This window comes from Mucilaginibacter sp., assembly GCF_039925265.1.
In the GTDB taxonomy this organism is placed as follows: domain Bacteria; phylum Bacteroidota; class Bacteroidia; order Sphingobacteriales; family Sphingobacteriaceae; genus Mucilaginibacter.
Genome location: NZ_JBDSZG010000028.1, coordinates 1 through 17,234, shown reverse-complemented (window position 1 = coordinate 17,234; position 17,234 = coordinate 1). Strand labels below are relative to the sequence as shown.

The 17,234-nt window shown below is 46.4% G+C and carries 14 protein-coding genes; 6 read left to right on the top strand and 8 right to left on the bottom strand.

What is annotated here, in order from left to right; genetic code table 11:
- Positions 1-50: 50 nt before the first annotated feature.
- From ABIX36_RS13080 to ABIX36_RS13070, 3 genes are all read left to right on the top strand, one after another.
- Complete coding sequence (locus ABIX36_RS13080; protein ID WP_348082609.1) at positions 51-2,030, top strand: PAS domain S-box protein; 1,980 nt, start codon at positions 51-53, stop codon at positions 2,028-2,030.
- Between the two features lie 52 nt (positions 2,031-2,082).
- Complete coding sequence (locus tag ABIX36_RS13075; protein ID WP_348082608.1) at positions 2,083-2,484, top strand: DUF5655 domain-containing protein; 402 nt, start codon at positions 2,083-2,085, stop codon at positions 2,482-2,484.
- 77 nt (positions 2,485-2,561) lie between these two features.
- Entirely contained in the window at positions 2,562-3,428 is an 867-nt protein-coding gene (locus tag ABIX36_RS13070; RefSeq protein WP_348082607.1) for a hypothetical protein, read from the top strand.
- Between the two features lie 194 nt (positions 3,429-3,622).
- Here ABIX36_RS13070 and ABIX36_RS13065 read toward each other — a convergent pair whose 3' ends face one another.
- The 5 genes from ABIX36_RS13065 to ABIX36_RS13045 form a co-directional block, all read right to left on the bottom strand.
- Complete coding sequence (locus ABIX36_RS13065; RefSeq protein ID WP_348082606.1) at positions 3,623-4,243, bottom strand: hypothetical protein; 621 nt, start codon at positions 4,241-4,243, stop codon at positions 3,623-3,625.
- A 208-nt stretch (positions 4,244-4,451) separates the two neighbouring features.
- Complete coding sequence (gene ahcY, locus ABIX36_RS13060; RefSeq protein ID WP_348082605.1) at positions 4,452-5,768, bottom strand: adenosylhomocysteinase; 1,317 nt, start codon at positions 5,766-5,768, stop codon at positions 4,452-4,454.
- A gap of 738 nt (positions 5,769-6,506) precedes the next feature.
- Positions 6,507-6,899, bottom strand: a complete 393-nt coding sequence (locus ABIX36_RS13055) for a polymer-forming cytoskeletal protein (RefSeq protein ID WP_348082604.1) — start codon at positions 6,897-6,899, stop codon at positions 6,507-6,509.
- A gap of 105 nt (positions 6,900-7,004) precedes the next feature.
- The gene (locus tag ABIX36_RS13050; protein WP_348082603.1) at positions 7,005-7,868 is read right to left on the bottom strand and encodes a M23 family metallopeptidase; all 864 of its coding nucleotides are present in this window, start codon (positions 7,866-7,868) and stop codon (positions 7,005-7,007) included.
- 190 nt (positions 7,869-8,058) lie between these two features.
- Positions 8,059-8,913, bottom strand: a complete 855-nt coding sequence (locus ABIX36_RS13045) for a M23 family metallopeptidase (protein ID WP_348082602.1) — start codon at positions 8,911-8,913, stop codon at positions 8,059-8,061.
- A gap of 214 nt (positions 8,914-9,127) precedes the next feature.
- Here ABIX36_RS13045 and ABIX36_RS13040 point away from each other — a divergent pair, with 214 nt between their 5' ends.
- The 3 genes from ABIX36_RS13040 (at position 9,128) to ABIX36_RS13030 (ending at position 10,397) form a co-directional block, all read left to right on the top strand.
- Positions 9,128-9,538, top strand: coding sequence for a BrxA/BrxB family bacilliredoxin (locus ABIX36_RS13040; RefSeq protein ID WP_348082601.1), 411 nt, complete (start codon positions 9,128-9,130; stop codon positions 9,536-9,538).
- 179 nt (positions 9,539-9,717) lie between these two features.
- Entirely contained in the window at positions 9,718-9,948 is a 231-nt protein-coding gene (locus ABIX36_RS13035; RefSeq protein ID WP_348082600.1) for a hypothetical protein, read from the top strand.
- Complete coding sequence (locus tag ABIX36_RS13030; RefSeq protein ID WP_348082599.1) at positions 9,945-10,397, top strand: type II toxin-antitoxin system VapC family toxin; 453 nt, start codon at positions 9,945-9,947, stop codon at positions 10,395-10,397. The genes ABIX36_RS13035 and ABIX36_RS13030 overlap by 4 nt, the downstream gene beginning before the upstream one ends.
- A gap of 78 nt (positions 10,398-10,475) precedes the next feature.
- Here ABIX36_RS13030 and ABIX36_RS13025 read toward each other — a convergent pair whose 3' ends face one another.
- The 3 genes from ABIX36_RS13025 to ABIX36_RS13015 form a co-directional block, all read right to left on the bottom strand.
- On the bottom strand, positions 10,476-12,872 hold the full coding sequence (locus ABIX36_RS13025; RefSeq protein ID WP_348082598.1) for an ABC transporter permease: 2,397 nt from the start codon (positions 12,870-12,872) through the stop codon (positions 10,476-10,478).
- A 97-nt stretch (positions 12,873-12,969) separates the two neighbouring features.
- The gene (locus ABIX36_RS13020) at positions 12,970-15,351 is read right to left on the bottom strand and encodes an ABC transporter permease (RefSeq protein ID WP_348082597.1); all 2,382 of its coding nucleotides are present in this window, start codon (positions 15,349-15,351) and stop codon (positions 12,970-12,972) included.
- Positions 15,352-15,649: 298 nt separating this feature from the next.
- On the bottom strand, positions 15,650-17,032 hold the full coding sequence (locus tag ABIX36_RS13015; protein ID WP_348082596.1) for a DUF1080 domain-containing protein: 1,383 nt from the start codon (positions 17,030-17,032) through the stop codon (positions 15,650-15,652).
- Between the last annotated feature and the right edge of the window lie 202 nt (positions 17,033-17,234).

Genomic DNA, 17,234 nt, shown 5'->3' with positions numbered 1-17,234 from the left:
AGAAAGTATTTATTTAATATATTCGTAATAATTATTACCCAGATACTCCTGTGACCAATAGCCCAGTTCCTGTTAATGAAAAAGAGCGCCTTAAAGCGCTTGATGATTACGAGATTTTAGACACCCTGAGTGAGAACGAGTTCGACCGTATTACCGAACTGGCCTCTATCATCTGCGATGTGCCTATTTCTTTGGTATCATTGGTTGACGAAAAACGCCAGTGGTTTAAATCTGTTTTGGGGCTTGATGTAAGAGAAACCTCCCGCGATATTTCTTTTTGCCGTTATGCCATTATGGATACCAACCTGATGGAGATAAACGACACGACAAAAGATCTCCGCTTTAAAGCCAACGCACTGGTTACCGGTGCCCCTGATATTCGCTTTTATGCCGGTTACCCGCTTGTAGACCCTAACGGCCACGCACTGGGTACCCTCTGTGTTATCGACCGTGAGCCAAGGCAACTTAACGCAAAACAAAAGCGGGCCATGCAGTTGTTGGCCGAAGAGGTAATTGTTTTGATTGTGGAGCGCCGAAAAAAACAACAGCTGCAAAGCTTCGAAAAGATCTTTAACCTATCAAACGACCTGGTTTTTGTAGGCGGCGAGGATGGCTTTTTTAAAAAAATAAACCCGGCGTTTAAGCGCGTTTTGGGTTGGGAAGAAGACCACCTTTTACATAACTCCACCTTTGATTTTATTCACCCGGACGATATTGAGGGCACGATTACGCAATTGGAGAAGCTAAGCAAAGGCGAGCCTACTGTTAACTTTTTGCAACGCTTTAAAAGCATTACCGGCGAATACAGAACCATCCAATGGACATCAACCCCGGAGGCATCCACCGGTAATATTTTTGGCATTGGCCGCGATGTTACCGAAAAGATCAAGCTCGAAATGGCCCTGAATGATGCAATAAATACTGAAAAGCAGCTAAACGAAGAGCTGAAGGTGCAGGCAAGCCTGGTGCAAAAGCAGGATAAAACCATACAGGATATCCAGGAATTTAAGTTTTTAGCAGATTCTATCCCCGAGATCATCTGGACATCTAACCCGGATGGCAGCACGGATTATTACAACCGCTACTGGTTTGATTATACCGGCCTTACCCTGGAAGAAACCAAAGCTTTTGGCTGGCCAACGGTACTGCACCCGGATGATATTGAGAAAGACGGTAACGATTGGCATCATTGCCTGGCAACGGGTACCCCCTACGAATCGGAGGTGAGGTTCAGGCGCAAATCTGACGGGGTTTACCGCTGGCATCTGTCGCGTGCGCTGCCTATGAAGAACGACAAAGGCGAAGTTGTAAAATGGTTTGGCTCCTGCACGGATATAGATGAATATAAACGCGCGCTTAACCTCGAGAGTAAGATAAGCCAGTTTGAAGATTTTAATCGCATTATTGCCCATAACCTGCGCGGCCCGGCGGGGAGCATTGGTATGCTGCTGGATATGGTAGCCGGGGAAGATGACGCCGCCGAAAAAGAGAATCTTTTATGTATGCTGAAAACCAGCAGCCTCACCCTCAACGAAACCCTGAACGAACTGATGAAGGTGCTGGAAGTACGTAATAATAAAAACATGACGTACGACCTGTGTTACCTGCCCGAAATGGTGAACGTTACCGACGCCATGCTAAAAGGACAGATAGCTGCAAAAAAAGCCACCATAACTACCGACCTGCAGATATCCAACATGAAATTCCCTAAAATGTACCTCGAAAGTATATTTTATAATATGGTGAGCAACTCGCTTAAATACAGCAAACCCGATGTTGCGCCCCAAATAAACATCTCCTCAAAAATTGTTGATGGCCGCGTAGTGCTCCAATTTAGCGACAACGGGCTTGGTATAGACCTGAGCCGCCACGGCCAAAATATGTTTAAGCTGAACAGCGTATTCCACACAGGTTATGACAGCAAAGGCGTAGGCCTGTTTATGACCAAAACCCAGATAGAAACCTTCGGCGGAAAGATCACCGTAGAAAGCGAGCCTAATGTGGGAACCACGTTTACGATAGTGTTTTAAAGGAACCCTCTCCGTCATTGCAGTTTAGCATGATATATGCTAAATTTATCCCATGCCCTTCACCTGCCCCAAATGCGAACGTGAGTTAACCAGCGAAAGCCAGCGGCATTATTGCGCCAAAGTAAGTCTGGATAGCCTTTTTAAAGGCAAATCTCCCGACTTGCTTCTCCTGTTCGATAAACTCCTTGCCGAAGTTGCCGACTGGCCCGATGTGTTGGTTGGCACCACACCAAACTGCATCACCTTTGTGCATCGGCAAACCTTCTTTGTTATCCGCCCCATGCAAAAGGTGCTGGATATTAAGTTTTATTCTGCCGATAAACTGGAAGGCCCGCCAATTTCCAAAAGCATAGCCACCGCCGGCCGTTTTCAAAACAACATCCGCCTCAGCGATGTAAGCGAGCTACGCCCCAAGCTGTTTAGCTGGGTGAGGGATTCTTATGAGTTATTGTGAGATACTTATGTTCCAAAACAGGCTTTACATTTCCCTGCGAAACACTATATTTAAAAATCATAACCAAACGTTATCACATGGCTCGTTTCCTTTTTGCTTTTTTACTTCTATGCTCAACCTCCATTTGTTCGGCACAAACCTTTTGCGAAAAACTGGCAAAGCTAAAAACGGAGTATTATGGTTTCAATCCCTCGTCGCTCAATTCCAAACAAACCGATGCCAAATCGGCACAGCTCGACAAGTTTTGGAACCTTGCCAAAACCAACCCAGAAGCTGCATTGCCATGCTTAAAGGATATGGTCACAGCCGAAAACAGGGACCCCTATTTTTGTTTCGATGCCGCTTCGCTTATATTAACGCTTGACAAAAAAGAACAATACCTCGATGTAGTTTTAGAGGCGGTGAAAAAAGCCGACCTTGCAGACTTACAGGGAGAGCCGTATTTAAGGGTTGCCTTCTTTTTAGGAAAAAAAGGGAAGGATATCAGCGCATTGGCTGAAAAATTGATCAGCACGCCAAAAGCACATGTATATCTTGTTCAGCACGCTATAGACCTGAGTGCTATTGATGCCAGCATATTCCTATACAACCTCATGAGCATTAAAGCAGCCGAAAATAACCTGTTCAACATAATTGGAAACGGCAACGCGACCGGCAAGCACAATGCTACCGTTGTGTTAAATATATTGAGTACCAACCGCGGAGACAGCCTGCTAAACAAATTATTAGCAGAAAACAAACTTGCGGATTCTACCAAAGCATTTGTACTAAAGGATCGCAAGGCATTTGCCGAAAACTCTAAGGAACAACCCAGCACACGGGATGAATCAACCGTAAGAGAAGAGCGCACCAAAACTATAACCGCCCTATCTGATGAAAGCATCGAACGCTATTTCACCCTAACCAGTGAACTGATAACGATAAGGTATAGGAAAAAGAAATAAAGAGAAGCCCCAAAGTTATGCTGAACGTATTTCAGCACCCCACATGCAAAACCGGTTGCAAAGTTCGCCACCTTGCAAATGGGGTCCCGAAATAAATTCGGGATGGCGATTAGGCATATCAAAAAAGGAACATAGCTCATCGCCATATCCCTTTTCTCTTTTTATTCTGCCTTAATATTCTGGCTTTTAAACACCTACCTACCCAGCCATATTTCTATATACCCAGGCTTAGCTTTAGCGTCGGGCAGCATATTGGCGGTGTAGGCCTTGTCATAATTAAAACGCATAAATTCGGCCAGTCTTTCTGCTTGCTCCTTGTCGCTTGGGTTAAAGTATCTTATTTCCGGCGGGTCCTTACGTCCCGGGTCAACAATATAGCGCGCGTTCATTACCGTATACCCGGCTGTTTTCAATTTCACGCCCAGATCGGCAAAGCTGGTTGTTTTTGCTTTATCCCCGGTAAGCAGGTACACCCGCGCATTATCAACTATAGGTGCGTCAAGCGTTTGCCCTGATACGGATTTTACCTGCGGGATGCTCTCCGGGTCCTTCTCCTTCTCAATAATGTAACTGCTTACACTATCGCGAACGCCCGATAGCGTTAACAAATTGGTGTGAACCAGCATCTTCAATGTCAATAGTCGTTCTTGCGCGGAAGTGGATTCCAATGCCTTCAGCACCAGGTCCGACTGGTACTTTTGCTCGGCCAACCGCACCGTCCAGTATCCCTGCACCACGCCGCCCACGACCGTGCCGAGTACGGCAAAAAAACCCGATAGTATCAGGGTTTTCACTGTAGAATTTTTGCTCTCCATAACTTAATCGTTTATAATAAAGTTATAGCAGCAGCCTTATATCCCACGCAGTGAAAACACCCTTATTTAGGCTGGTATAATAACGGGGAAAACCACCAGCAAGGCTACCTCTCTCGCACCAACGCAACAAAAAAGGGATACAGCTCATCGCCATATCCCTTTTCTCTTTTTCCGAGACTTATAACTTAAGACTCAAAACTTATAAATCTTAGTAGCGGTAGTACTCCGGTTTAAACGGACCTTCTACAGTTACGCCGATGTACTCAGCCTGGTCCTGGTCTAAAACTTCCAGTTCAACACCAATTTTGGCAAGGTGTAAACGGGCAACTTTTTCGTCGAGGTGTTTAGGTAAAGTGTAAACTTCGTTTTTGTAAGCAGAAGCGTTTGTCCAAAGCTCAATTTGAGCCAAGGTTTGATTGGTGAATGAGTTACTCATTACAAAGCTTGGATGGCCTGTAGCGCAACCAAGGTTTACCAAACGGCCTTCGGCTAAAACAATAACGTCGTTACCGTCGATGGTGTATTTATCAACCTGTGGTTTAATTTCAATTTTGGTATCGCCATAAGCACCGTTTAACCAGGCCATGTCAATCTCGTTATCAAAGTGGCCAATGTTACAAACGATGGCTTTATCCTTCAACGCGCGGAAATGCTGCTCGCGAACGATATTTTTGTTACCGGTTGCAGTAACAACGATGTCAGCCTCGGCAATAGCGGTGCCTAATTTTTTCACTTCAAAACCTTCCATAGCTGCCTGTAAAGCACAGATAGGGTCAATTTCGGTAACAATAACACGTACACCAGCATTACGCAGAGAATCTGCAGAACCTTTACCTACGTCGCCATAACCACAAACAACGCCTACTTTACCGGCCATCATCACGTCGGTAGCACGACGGATAGCGTCAACCAATGATTCACGACAGCCGTATTTGTTATCGAATTTTGATTTAGTAACCGAATCGTTGATATTGATAGCAGGCACCAATAAAGTGCCGGCTTTCATGCGCTCGTATAAACGGTGAACACCAGTGGTGGTTTCTTCTGATAAGCCCTGGATGCCTGCGGCAAGCTCAGGAAAACGATCGAAAACCATGTTGGTTAAATCGCCACCATCATCCAATATCATGTTCAACGGTTTGCGGTCTTCACCAAAGAAAAGCGTTTGCTCAATACACCAGTCAAATTCTTCTTCGTTCAAACCTTTCCAGGCGTAAACAGAAGTACCAGCAGCAGCAATTGCAGCAGCAGCGTGGTCCTGGGTAGAGAAGATGTTACAGCTGGACCAGGTAACTTCTGCACCCAATGCCTGTAGCGTCTCGATAAGAACAGCGGTTTGGATGGTCATGTGCAAACAACCGGCTATACGTGCACCTTTTAGTATTTGTGCAGCTCCGTACTCGGCGCGTAATGCCATTAAGCCCGGCATTTCTGCCTCGGCCAACTCAATCTCTTTACGGCCCCAGGCCGCCAGCGAAGGATCCTTCACTTTGCTTTTAACGTATGCAGTTTGTACTGTCGACATAGCTTTCCTAATTTTTTCTTCAAAAGTAAAGAATATAATTTTTTTAATGAAAGGAGGCTTGGTTTTATTGCCATAGGGCAATTGGAACGGCATTGCCTTCGGCCCCGGGCTCATACTGCACTGGCATTAGCCACAGGCCGGTATCCGCGCCCATCCCTAATGCGGGTTCTCTCTATGGCTGTCCTTTTTAGGGCCGATGAGAGCTTTGCAGTTTTTCGTTAGGTGCGGGTGTAAGTTATGCCAAGCCTGTGGATGTTACTTTTCTTTTCCGCAAAGAAAAGTAACCAAAAGAAACTCTCGGCTTGGTTAAGCCCCATTAAAGTTAGTGAGTTTTCAGAGCCTGTGCCATCCGTGCATTCCCGAGGCCGATTTAGGAGCGGGCTTCGTTAAGGTTGTTCCCGCTTGCAAATCAAATCCTGTTAATCGTATAAATCTCATAAAACCCGGTTCAGCAGCTCAGCTTCGGGCGAAAGCGGGCAGAACGTGGTGGGCAGTGCGGCGGGAAGGGCATAGCAATACTTGCAGAAGGGTGGGGCTTGCGGGGCGAAGCAGGCGCAAGATTTTGCAGCCCGTGGTTATGCCCGATTTGCAGAGGAAAGGCCCGTGCGGCAAAGAAGCCTAATTACTGATTGACCTTTTGCTTCTTTTCTTTCAAGAGAAAAGAAGTAGCCCCTGCGGCAATGAGCAGGCTAACGCTCACAAAAAGCACAACAGAACCTAAATTCTCATTGCACAAACCTACGCCGCTTTCTCCCCAATCGTCTTTCCGGCTACAACCGGTGCCATACTTAAGCTACCGTTATGCACACCACCCATTTCTACCTGCAACACACCTGTTTTAATATCGCCGGTGATGTTGCCGGTGCTGCGGATCTCCAGGGAAGCCGCATTGATATTGCCGGTAACCTTGCCGTAAACAATGATCTCTTTGGTAACAATGTTGCCTTTCACCAGGCCTTTTTCGCCGAGGATAAGGCCTTCATCTACGGTGATATTGCCGTTTACCGTCCCGTCTATGCGGGCAAAGGCGGGGGCTTTAAGGTTACCGTCGAGTACCGAACCTTCGCTGATGAGGGTTGATATGGCTTGCAAGTCTAAAGCCACTTTTTCTTTTTTGTTGAATATTGCCATGGGGGAAGATAGTGAGTGGTGAATAGTGAGTAGAGAGTGGTTGAATTAAAAGTTATTGGTAGCTTCGAAGAACCACTCACCACTCTCTCCTCACCGCTCACCACCCTATTTATTAAGCGTTAAAAAGTTAACAGGGTTTACCGGGCGGCCGTTCTTGCGCACCTCATAATGCAAATGCGTACCGGTAGAGTGGCCCGTAGAGCCTACTTCGCCCACTTTCTCGCCAACGCTTACCTCTTGCCCAACCTTTACCGTTATGCGCGACAAATGCCCGTACAACGTTTGGAAGTTATTGCCATGCTGTATGCGCACGCATTTGCCGTAGCCGCCAAACCAGCCTGCAAAAATAACTTTACCGTTAGCGGTGCTTTTAGCTTCATCGCCCCGGCTGCCTTTAAAATCTATCCCGGGATGAAATTCGGCGCTGGCGGAATTGAATGGATCGCTGCGGTAGCCAAAAAAAGAGGAGAAGCCGCTTATCCGGGGGTAACCCATCGGCGTAAAGGCGATGTTCCCCATCAGCTGGTTCAGGTAATCGTTATACAGGCTATAAACTTCTTTATCAGATAGCTTTTTACCTTCGGCGTTATTATCGCCGCCTGTCCCCTTGGTGCTGAAGCCTTTAAGGCCGCGGCGGCGCAGGTAATCGTTTATGGTTTTAAGTTTGCCTTCTATTTGCTGGATGTAGCTTTGAGCGGAATGCTCTTCCCCTGCCTTTTGCAGGTTGGCGGGGATCTCGCCTTTGAGTTTTACAATTTGCGATAGTAGTTGCATTTTCTCTTTTTCCTGCCTGGCGTTTTGGGCCCGCAGGTAAAAAATGGAACCGGCCAGTACCACAAAAATGCCCGCTATACCGGCGGCATAATGCTTAAGCCTTTTAAGATGTTTGGTTTTTACCTGCAACGACTGCGTTTGCTGGCTGCGATTTAATATCACAATAGTACTTACATCAGATGTCTTCGGGGTCATCAGTTTAATTAATTGGGATTGCAAAGTAATCAACGTACTTCAAATAATCAAATTAACATTACGCTAACTCTTACATTTACAATTAATTAATCGTCCCAATCGCCGCCAAATAAAAAAGCGACCAGTAAACCCATCGCTTTTAATATCGTCACAGGTAATCACTCTCCTGTGTTACCACTCACTATTCACCCTACATATTCAGGCTCAAATACTGTTTTGGATTAACGGGGCGGCCGTTCTTGCGGATCTCGTAATGCAAATGCGGCCCGGTTGAGCGGCCCGTAGAGCCTACTTTGCCAATTACATCGCCCACGGTAACACGCTGCCCTTCGCGTACGTTTATTTTTGAGAGGTGGCCGTACCAGGTCTCCAGTCCGTTGGGGTGTTTAATACGCACACAGTTTCCATAGCCGCCGGCGCGTGCCGCGTATATTACATTGCCGCTGGCGGTGCATTTTACAGCATCGCCCTTATTACCCTTAAAATCAAGCCCGGGGTGAAACTCGCTGTTCCCAAAATCAAATGGGTTGCCACGGTACCCGAAGAACGAAGTGAACGAACTGATACGTGGGTAGCCCATAGGCATGTAGGCAATGTTGTTCACCAATTTATCCAGGTAGCCGTTAAATTCGCTGTACATTTTGGTGTCGCTTTTCGCTTTGCTGCTGCTCAGGTTCACGGTTTTAAAGCCAATGCTTCTCAACCCGCGCTTGCTTAAGTAGTTATTAATGCTTTTTAATTTAGATTGGATGCTTTCTATATACCCAACCGCCTGGCTGCGGTTACCATCTTTTTCGGCGTTGGCAAGCAAGGCATCCTCGGTGGTTTTATCTACTTCGTTTTGTAGAGTCGCTATTTGTGAATGTAACCTTGTGTTTTCGTGGCTTTGCTCAGCCACCTGGCTGTTAAGCCTCATAATGGCCGTCATTAACACCATTACAATGATAAAGCCTGCGGCCATGGCCAGTTTAAGGCTGTTAAAGTGTTTTGCTCTTACCTGTACTACCCGGGGTTGGTTTTGATTTTTTTGCGTAAATATTCCCATTACCTAAATGTTCTGTTTTTAAGTTTTTTCTTTAGTTAATTAGTTAGGGGTCAGCGTAAACCGACAACGCAATATAAAAATAATTTTTAATTGGCGGTTAACACTGCTATTATAACCCGAACGTCAATTAATCGGGTTTATTCTTTGTACGTATATTTTTTGTTAAATGATTTGGTATTTTTGTATGAAAATTTAGAATTAAGCTAACATACATATGTACCCAGAATATTTAGTTACCCCAATGCGGGAAGAATTAACCCGAGTTGGTTTTGAAGAATTAAAAGATGCCGATGCAGTTAACAAAGCCATAAAAAGCGAAGGCACTGTATTTGTGATGGTTAACTCGGTTTGTGGTTGCGCTGCGGCCAATGCACGCCCTGCTGCACGTATGGCGTCAACCAACGCAAAACACCCGGACCGCCTGGTGACCGTTTTTGCCGGCATGGAAACCGAAGCTGTTAACGCCGCCCGTAACCTGATGCTGCCTTACCCTCCATCATCGCCATCAATGGCTTTGTTTAAAGATGGTAAACTGGTGCACATCATCGAGCGCCACCAGATTGAAGGCCGCCCAGCACAAATGATTGCTGATAACCTTATGGGTGCATTTGACGAATATTGCTAATTAGAGGGTAGAGGTAAGAGATTAGTTGCCCTCCCTGTCAAAAACTATAAAAGCCCGGTTTCGCCGGGCTTTTTACGTAAATAAAATCGCCTCAGCCTTTACTAAACAATATTAGGTGGGGATTGGTCAGCGTTATTTATAATAATAAATTGTAAATTTGTTAGAAGGAGGAAAAAGAAATGGATAAAGCAGTTATCAAAACAGGCACAGAAGAACAAAATTCCTTTTCCAAAATCAAATCTTATTCCGTTTCAGAAATCATGGCTGCCGGAGGTGCTATGGCTTTTGCCACGAAAATGGGAAAAGACCCTCAAAAGCTTATAGCCCGTCTCAAAGCTCTTCCCAAAGAAGCTTTTTTAACCGAGGAGGAAGCCACCGCAGCGTTGGAAATGTTAAGGAATAACAAATGAAATTCTTATTCGATACGAACATCCTGTTTCATATTACGAAAGACCAACGGTCAAATCTACTTCAAAAAATTAACCCCGAGGGTAATAAGGTATTCATATCGATAGCGACAATTGCAGAATTAAGATCGCTGTCTTTGCAGAACAACTGGAATGTTAGAAGGCTTGACATTATCGACTTACTATTAGAGGAAATTGTAGTAGTTGATATCAATGAAAATCTGATTGATACTTATGCTCAAATCGATGCCTACTCGCAATGCAGGAATCCATCATTTACCACTTTCCCACATAAAACACCGAGAAACATGGGCAAAAATGATCTTTGGATTGCTTCAACTGCAGCATTGCTTGGGTTAACGCTGATTACCACCGATAGCGATTTCGACCATCTTAACAATGTATTTTTTGATGTTCGTAAAATCAAACCGGTAGAACTTAAAGTTCAATAGCCACCGAGTAGTTAACAAGAAGCTAAAGGGACGACCCTCCAGCTTCCTGAATCTAATTTCCTATCTCCAGCCTATAATCTACTCGCTTCTCAAACTCTTCACCGGATTACTTATAGCCGCTTTTATACTTTGGTAGCTTACGGTAAGCATCGTTATACCTATAGCACCCAAGGCTGTAACGCCAAATATCCACCAGGAAAGCTCGGCGTGGTACTTATAATCCTTAAGCCAGCCGCCCATGAAGTAATAGGCCACCGGTATGGCGAACATCAGCGAGATACATACCAGCATCACAAAATCTTTCGACATCAGTTGCCATAAACTGAATACCGATGCACCAAGCACTTTGCGCACGCCTATCTCCTTGGTACGTTGCTCGGCCATAAACGATGCCATGCCGAATAAACCCATACAACTGATGAAGATGGCCAGCAGGGTAAAAAAGCCAGCCAGCTTACCTACGCGCTCTTCTGTGGCAAATTTGCGGGCGTATTCCTCATCTGTAAATTTATAATCGAAGGGACTGCCCGGGTCGTATTGTTTAAAGGTGGCTTCCACTTTGGCCAAAGCATCATAGGTGCTTAATTTGGGGTTCAGGCGGATATCTACCATATCGCCTCCATCTGTCTTGCGCACAAACAGGGTGGTTTTTACCGGCTCGTACGGGGACGACATCACCATGTCCTTTACCACGCCTATTACTGTATATTTATAATCGCCGCTTTTTACGATCTCGCCAACCGGGTGTTTCAAATTCATGAATTTTACCGATGCCTCGTTCAGGATCATCGCCGAGGAATCCGTCAGGATATCCCTCGAAAAATCGCGGCCCTCTATCAGTTTCCAGCCGGCTGTCTTACCAAATTCGGGCGTAACGGGGATATAGGCAAAATCATCCTGCAGATCTGGCGCTTTATCTTTCCAGGTGTAGCCGCTGTTGTTAGAATACACATCCGTTAGCGGGCTGCCCGATTCGGCCATTTCCAATATCGCGCCGTTTTGCATCAGTTCGGTACGTACGGCTGTAAAATTTTTGTGGATATCGTCTGTTTTCATGCTCAGCTGCACCAGGCCGGTACGCTCGTATCCTATGGGCCTGTTTTTGGTGAATTGCACCTGCCTGAAAACGATAATAGTGCCGATGATAAGCGTAGCCGAAAAGAAGAACTGGAACACCACCAATATTTTACGTGGCAAAGCAGCATATCGCCCCGCTTTAAAAGTGCCTTTTAAAACCTTCACCGGTTCGAACGACGAGAGGTAAAACGCCGGATAACTACCGGCCACTACACCCGTAAGAATGCTAAAGCCTACACCCATGAGCCAAAAAACAGGGTTTGCCCAAAGCACATGCATAGTTTTATCGGCCACCTGGTTAAACCAGGGCAGGGTTACTATTACCAACACCACGCAAAATACAAAGGCAAAGGCCACCACCAGTAACGATTCGCTGAAGAACTGCGCGATAAGCTGCCCGCGTACCGAACCCACCGCCTTGCGGATACCTACTTCTTTCGCCCGCTTCTCAGATCGCGCTGTACTTAAATTCATAAAGTTGATACAGGCAAGCAGCAGCACAAAAACACCAATGATGCCAAATAACCACACCCATTGCACAGCGCCGCCTGTGTTGATACCATCTTTAAATTCCCCGTATAAATGCCATTTGTTCATGGGGTGCAAAAACACCTGCGGGTTAAACGATGCGCCAACTTTATCGCCCTGGGCGGCTATATTCTTCTTTTTCAAATCGCGGATGCGGGCACCCACCTTGGCTATATCCGCCTTCGGGTTCAGCTGCGCAAATATCTGGAAAGAGTTGTTACCCCACTGCGTTGCCGCGCGCTTTATCCATGCCTGAGTGCTGGGGTAAAGGTCCCATGGTAAAATAAAATTCACCTCGCTAAAACTGGTGTTATGTGGGATATCCTCATACACACCGGTAACTTTCACCAACACTTTGTTATCCAGCTTAATTGTTTTATCCATGGGGTCGGCATCGCCAAACATGGCTTTGGCCACCTTTGCAGATAACATGATAGATGATTGATCTTTTAAAGCGGCGCGCGTACCCTTCAGCATGGTGAGCGTTAGCATCTCTGGTGCTTCGGCCTGCATATAGCTGCCCTGCTGATTTATCTTTTTATCGCCAACGGCCAGTATATGGTCGTAATTCCAGCTGGAGAGCACCACGTATTTAAAATCGCTTTTGTAGTCGTTCCGCAATACGGTACCCAGCGGGATAGGCATTGAGATCTGGCTGTTAATTTTACCATTGAACGTTTGGTACTGCATTACCCGCACAATACTGTTGTGGTTATCAAAGGAGCGGTCGTACGACAGCTCGTCCCATATCCATAGCCCAATGAGCATGGCCACCGCCATTCCCACAGATAGCCCTGATACGTTAATGAACGTATGCATTTTATTTTTGATGAGGTTGCGCCAGGCAACTTTTAAGTAATTCTTTATCATGCTGATTAAATTCTAACTCTATATTCTAAATCCTAAATGAGAAGGTGAAATTCGAAATAAAACTACCCACCACTCTCTACTCACCATTCACTACTCCCTACTCACTCTTCAAACTCTTCACCGGGTTCATCAAAGCAGCTTTAATGGTTTGGATGCTTACGGTTAACAATGTAATGGTAATTGCACCTGCGCCTGTGATAATGAACGTCCAAACGGAAATGCCGGAGCGGTATTCAAAATTTTGCAGCCAGTTGCTCATGAGGTACCAGGCAATTGGCGCGGCTATCAACAGCGATGCGGTTACCAATATAATAAAATCGGTGGAGAGCAATCGCCACAGGTTGAATATGGATGCGCCTAATACTTTACGCACGCCTATCTCTTTTACGCGCTGCTCGGCCATAAACGATGCCATACCAAACAAGCCAAGGCAACTGATAAAGATGGCCAGACTGGCAAAAAATGCAGCCAGTTTGCCTACGCGCTGCTCGTTGCCGAATTTGCGGGCGTAAACCTCATCTACAAAACTATATTGGAAAGGCTGCTCGGGATTGAACTGTTTAAACACGGTCTCTATTTTCTCTACCGCGGTGCCCGCGCTTATTTTGGGGTTTATTTTTAGTACGACTGTGCTGCCCGCGCCTTTGTTGAGGAAGAACACGCCCGGTTTTACAGGAGCGTAGGGCGAGTTAACCACAATATCTTTGATCAGCCCGATGATCTTAAAAGTATTACCATAAAAGGTGATGCTTTCATCGGTAGGGTTCTTCATCCCCATAAATTTGGCGGCTGCCTCGTTGATGACCACGGCCAGCGAATCTGAGGGGTACGCATTAGAGAAATCCCTGCCGCCTTTAAATTGCCAGCCCACTGTTTCGCCATAGCCTGCGGATACGCCCGCCTGCTGAAAATCCACGCTCAGATTAGGGTCTTTCTCTTTCCACTCGATGGCGCTGGTACTCCCTGCCATGCCGGTAGGTGCCACATCGCCTTCGGCCAGGGATACCACCGTGCCGGTTTTCAGCAATTCATCTTTTACGGAGGCGAAGCTTTTATGAATGGTCTCCCCGCCTATCTGTACTGCCACCAAACCGTCGCGGGTATAGCCAACGGGGCGGTCCTTAGCAAACTCGATCTGGCGGAAAACTACGATGGTACCGATGATCAGTACCACCGATACCGCGAACTGCACCACTACCAAAACCTTCCGCGGGATAGCTGCAAAACGCCCCACCCGGAACGTCCCCTTCAGCACCTTTACCGGTTGGAAGGAAGATAGGTAGAACGCGGGATAGCTACCGGCTATTAACCCGGTAAGCAGGCTAAAGCCGAGGGTGAGTACCCAAAATATTGGCGTGCTCCAAAGTATGGCCATTTGTTTATCGGCCACTTCGTTAAAGAAGGGCAAACCAAGCTGTACAAACAACAACGCCACCAAAAATGCCAGCGCCACGCACAGCAGCGATTCGCTAAAGAACTGGTAAATGAGCTGCCCGCGCAACGAACCTATCGCCTTGCGGATCCCAACTTCGCGGGCGCGCTTCTCCGACCTGGCGGTACTTAAATTCATAAAATTGATACAAGCCAGTAACAGCACGAATACGCCGATGATGCCAAACATCCATACATACTGGATGCGGCCGCCGGTGTTTTTACCGTCTTTAAACTCATCATATAAATGCAGCTGACTCATGGGCTGTAAAAACAGCGCAGGCTTCTTTTTGGCCAGTGTAGCGCTTACGTTGCGCAGTTTCTCGTCTTTTATTTTTAGTGATGCGGAGGTTATACTGGCGTTATCTGCCATTTGTACCCATACGGTGCAGAAGTTTGGCCTCCAGGGTTCCGTCATCGATTTCATATCGTTGGCAACGTACATCATTTGCCATGGCGCAATAAAACCCACATTGGCCAAAGTGGAGTTTTGCGGCAGGTCCTGGTAAACACCGGCCACTTTGGCGTTGATCTGGTTATCAATTTTAAGCGTTTGCCCCATCGGGTCGGCATCGCCAAAATACGCTTTGGCGGTTGCCGCAGAGATGATGATAGATGATGGGTCGGCCAGGGCGTTGCGGCTACCTTTTACCATATCCAGCGTAAACATATCAGGGCCCTGGGCCTCCATAAATAAACCAAAGCGGCTGATCTTTTTATTATCAAGGGCCAGCAGATGGTCGCCCCATCCGGCGGCCATTACCACATATTTAAAATCGCCGCTGTAATTTTTGCGCAGCGAGCCGGCAAGCGGGTATGGCAGCCCGTCCCAGGTTTGCACTTCGCCGTTATTGGTAACGTTTTGTTTTACCTGCGCAATGCTGCTATAATTTTGATGCACCTTATCAAAGGAAAGCTCATCCCACATCCAAAGGCCTATAAGCATGGCTACCGCCATACCAACCGAAAGCCCGGCGATATTGATAAAGGAATGCACCTTATTTTTGATAAGGTTACGCCAGGCAATTTTTAAATAGTTCTTTATCATGGACCGCTGATTTTAATGATTCTCTTGATTACGCTGATTGTAGTAATAGCAAGCTTGCTATAGCATCAATGTATAAGATGTATGCCAATTATATAATTACTTGACAATCAAATGTTTATATAGATTTAAAAGTGAACGGTTGTTCGTATTCGGACGGTGCGGTGTTCGGTTATAGGCGGGGGCGCAACTTATTATTAGCAAAATGACCGTGGAGAGTTCATCCCCACGGCCGTTCTTTTACCCTATTTCTTGTTTCTTGTATCTTGCCTCTTGTATCTTGCCTCTTGATTCTCTTCTCCTACTTCTTCAATTCCTTTATCTTAATATTCCTGTAATTCACATCAAAACCATGATCCTGCAGCAGTAAATGACCTTGCACAGCTTCGCCGAAATTTTTCCAAACCTTGTATTTGCTGATGGCTACCAGGTCGTGGTAGGCTTGCGAGCCACGGTCGTACTCCAGCACTTTAATGCCGTTAAGGTAATGTTCTACGTGGTTGTTTGGATAAACGATGATGCGACCGGTGTTCCAGGCGCCAATGGGGTGCACAAAGCGGGGTTGTTTTTTGGCGGGGATCAGATCGTAAAGCGAAGATAAGGTACGGTTGCCATCGCGGCCCAGTTTTGCGTCGGGGTGTACCGCATCATCCAGCACCTGGTACTCCAGCCCAATGGCCGAGCCGGTTGTTTTTTCGCTCAGCGTAACAAAGTATTTCACCCCGCTGTTAGCACCTGTCGACATCCTAAACTCAAACGATAAATCGAACGCTTTAAACTGATCATTAGTAATAATATCACCGCCATTAGTAGACTCGCCGCCTGCCGAACCAAGCACGCTGATCATTCCGTTCTTCACTTCCCAGCCTTTAGCGGGGAAGTTCATACTGCTTGCGCTGCGCCATCCGGCACTGCTTTTACCATCAAACAGCAGTTTCCAGCCTTCCTGCTTTTCGTAAGCAGATAATAGGTTCGGCACCAAGTTAACCACATATACATCTTTGGCAAATGGCTGTGGTTTCAGGTTGGTGGTTTTTATCCTGATGTTCTTAAAAAAGATCTTTTTGCCCGCCTGCCCCGCATCGCTGATGGCATGCACCTGCAAACCAATAAAACCTTTAGCGTCTACCGTATCTACTACGTAGGCGGTAGCAGTTCCGTTTATCCAGGTTTTGGTGGCGTTGCCAATGCACTCCACTTTAATGTGGTTGTATACGCCGGGTTTCCAGTTCATTTTTGCTTTGGCGTTCAGCCCCATAGGATATAGCCAGTCGCGGCGGCCTTCATCATAGATGCCGCCTGTCCAGCTGCGTTCGCTGGGGTCTACTTCGCATTGCTTGCCGTATACAAGCCCTTTGCCTTCGTGGCCGGCCGGGTTGTAATGGCTGCGCAATTGTACGCCCGAGTTGGTGAGGTTGCTCTCGGTCATGATATCCAACTCCAATACAAAATCGCCGTATTGCTTTTCGGTCACCAAAAAAGTATTGCCGCTGTTGAGCACCGCCGTGCCGGTAATTACGCCATTGGCAGCACTGTATTCCGCGTTGCCGGCCAGTTTTTTCCAGCCTTTTAAGGTTTTACCATCAAACAGGCTGGTGTAGCCCGCTTTTGTTTGTGCCGATGCCGCTTGCGAGCCAAAAGTGGCTGCCGCAGCCAGGATCCAAATTTTTAGAGTGTTCTTCATGTTATTTAGGAGATGTGTTAAACTTTATTCTCTTTTTTTCTGAGCATAGGCATCTTGCGATTCCCCTCTTGACAGAGTAATAGCCTATCATTAGACAGATTTCATAAAACGTTCCGCTGGAACGTGAAAATTGCCGTTATTTTTTCTACCCATGAGACGTTCCTCCGGAACGATTTTGTTTCTTCATCCCTTCGGGATGTTT

What these genes read in the sequence shown, in the direction of transcription:
- ABIX36_RS13075 (WP_348082608.1), top strand. Translation starts at nt 2,083, where the DNA reads ATGCCCTTCACCTGCCCCAAATGCGAACGTGAGTTAACCAGCGAAAGC.
- ABIX36_RS13070 (WP_348082607.1), top strand. Translation starts at nt 2,562, where the DNA reads ATGGCTCGTTTCCTTTTTGCTTTTTTACTTCTATGCTCAACCTCCATT.
- ABIX36_RS13065 (WP_348082606.1), bottom strand. Translation starts at nt 4,243, where the DNA reads ATGGAGAGCAAAAATTCTACAGTGAAAACCCTGATACTATCGGGTTTT.
- ahcY (WP_348082605.1), bottom strand. Translation starts at nt 5,768, where the DNA reads ATGTCGACAGTACAAACTGCATACGTTAAAAGCAAAGTGAAGGATCCT.
- ABIX36_RS13055 (WP_348082604.1), bottom strand. Translation starts at nt 6,899, where the DNA reads ATGGCAATATTCAACAAAAAAGAAAAAGTGGCTTTAGACTTGCAAGCC.
- ABIX36_RS13050 (WP_348082603.1), bottom strand. Translation starts at nt 7,868, where the DNA reads ATGACCCCGAAGACATCTGATGTAAGTACTATTGTGATATTAAATCGC.
- ABIX36_RS13045 (WP_348082602.1), bottom strand. Translation starts at nt 8,913, where the DNA reads ATGGGAATATTTACGCAAAAAAATCAAAACCAACCCCGGGTAGTACAG.
- ABIX36_RS13040 (WP_348082601.1), top strand. Translation starts at nt 9,128, where the DNA reads ATGTACCCAGAATATTTAGTTACCCCAATGCGGGAAGAATTAACCCGA.
- ABIX36_RS13035 (WP_348082600.1), top strand. Translation starts at nt 9,718, where the DNA reads ATGGATAAAGCAGTTATCAAAACAGGCACAGAAGAACAAAATTCCTTT.
- ABIX36_RS13030 (WP_348082599.1), top strand. Translation starts at nt 9,945, where the DNA reads ATGAAATTCTTATTCGATACGAACATCCTGTTTCATATTACGAAAGAC.
- ABIX36_RS13025 (WP_348082598.1), bottom strand. Translation starts at nt 12,872, where the DNA reads ATGATAAAGAATTACTTAAAAGTTGCCTGGCGCAACCTCATCAAAAAT.
- ABIX36_RS13020 (WP_348082597.1), bottom strand. Translation starts at nt 15,351, where the DNA reads ATGATAAAGAACTATTTAAAAATTGCCTGGCGTAACCTTATCAAAAAT.
- ABIX36_RS13015 (WP_348082596.1), bottom strand. Translation starts at nt 17,032, where the DNA reads ATGAAGAACACTCTAAAAATTTGGATCCTGGCTGCGGCAGCCACTTTT.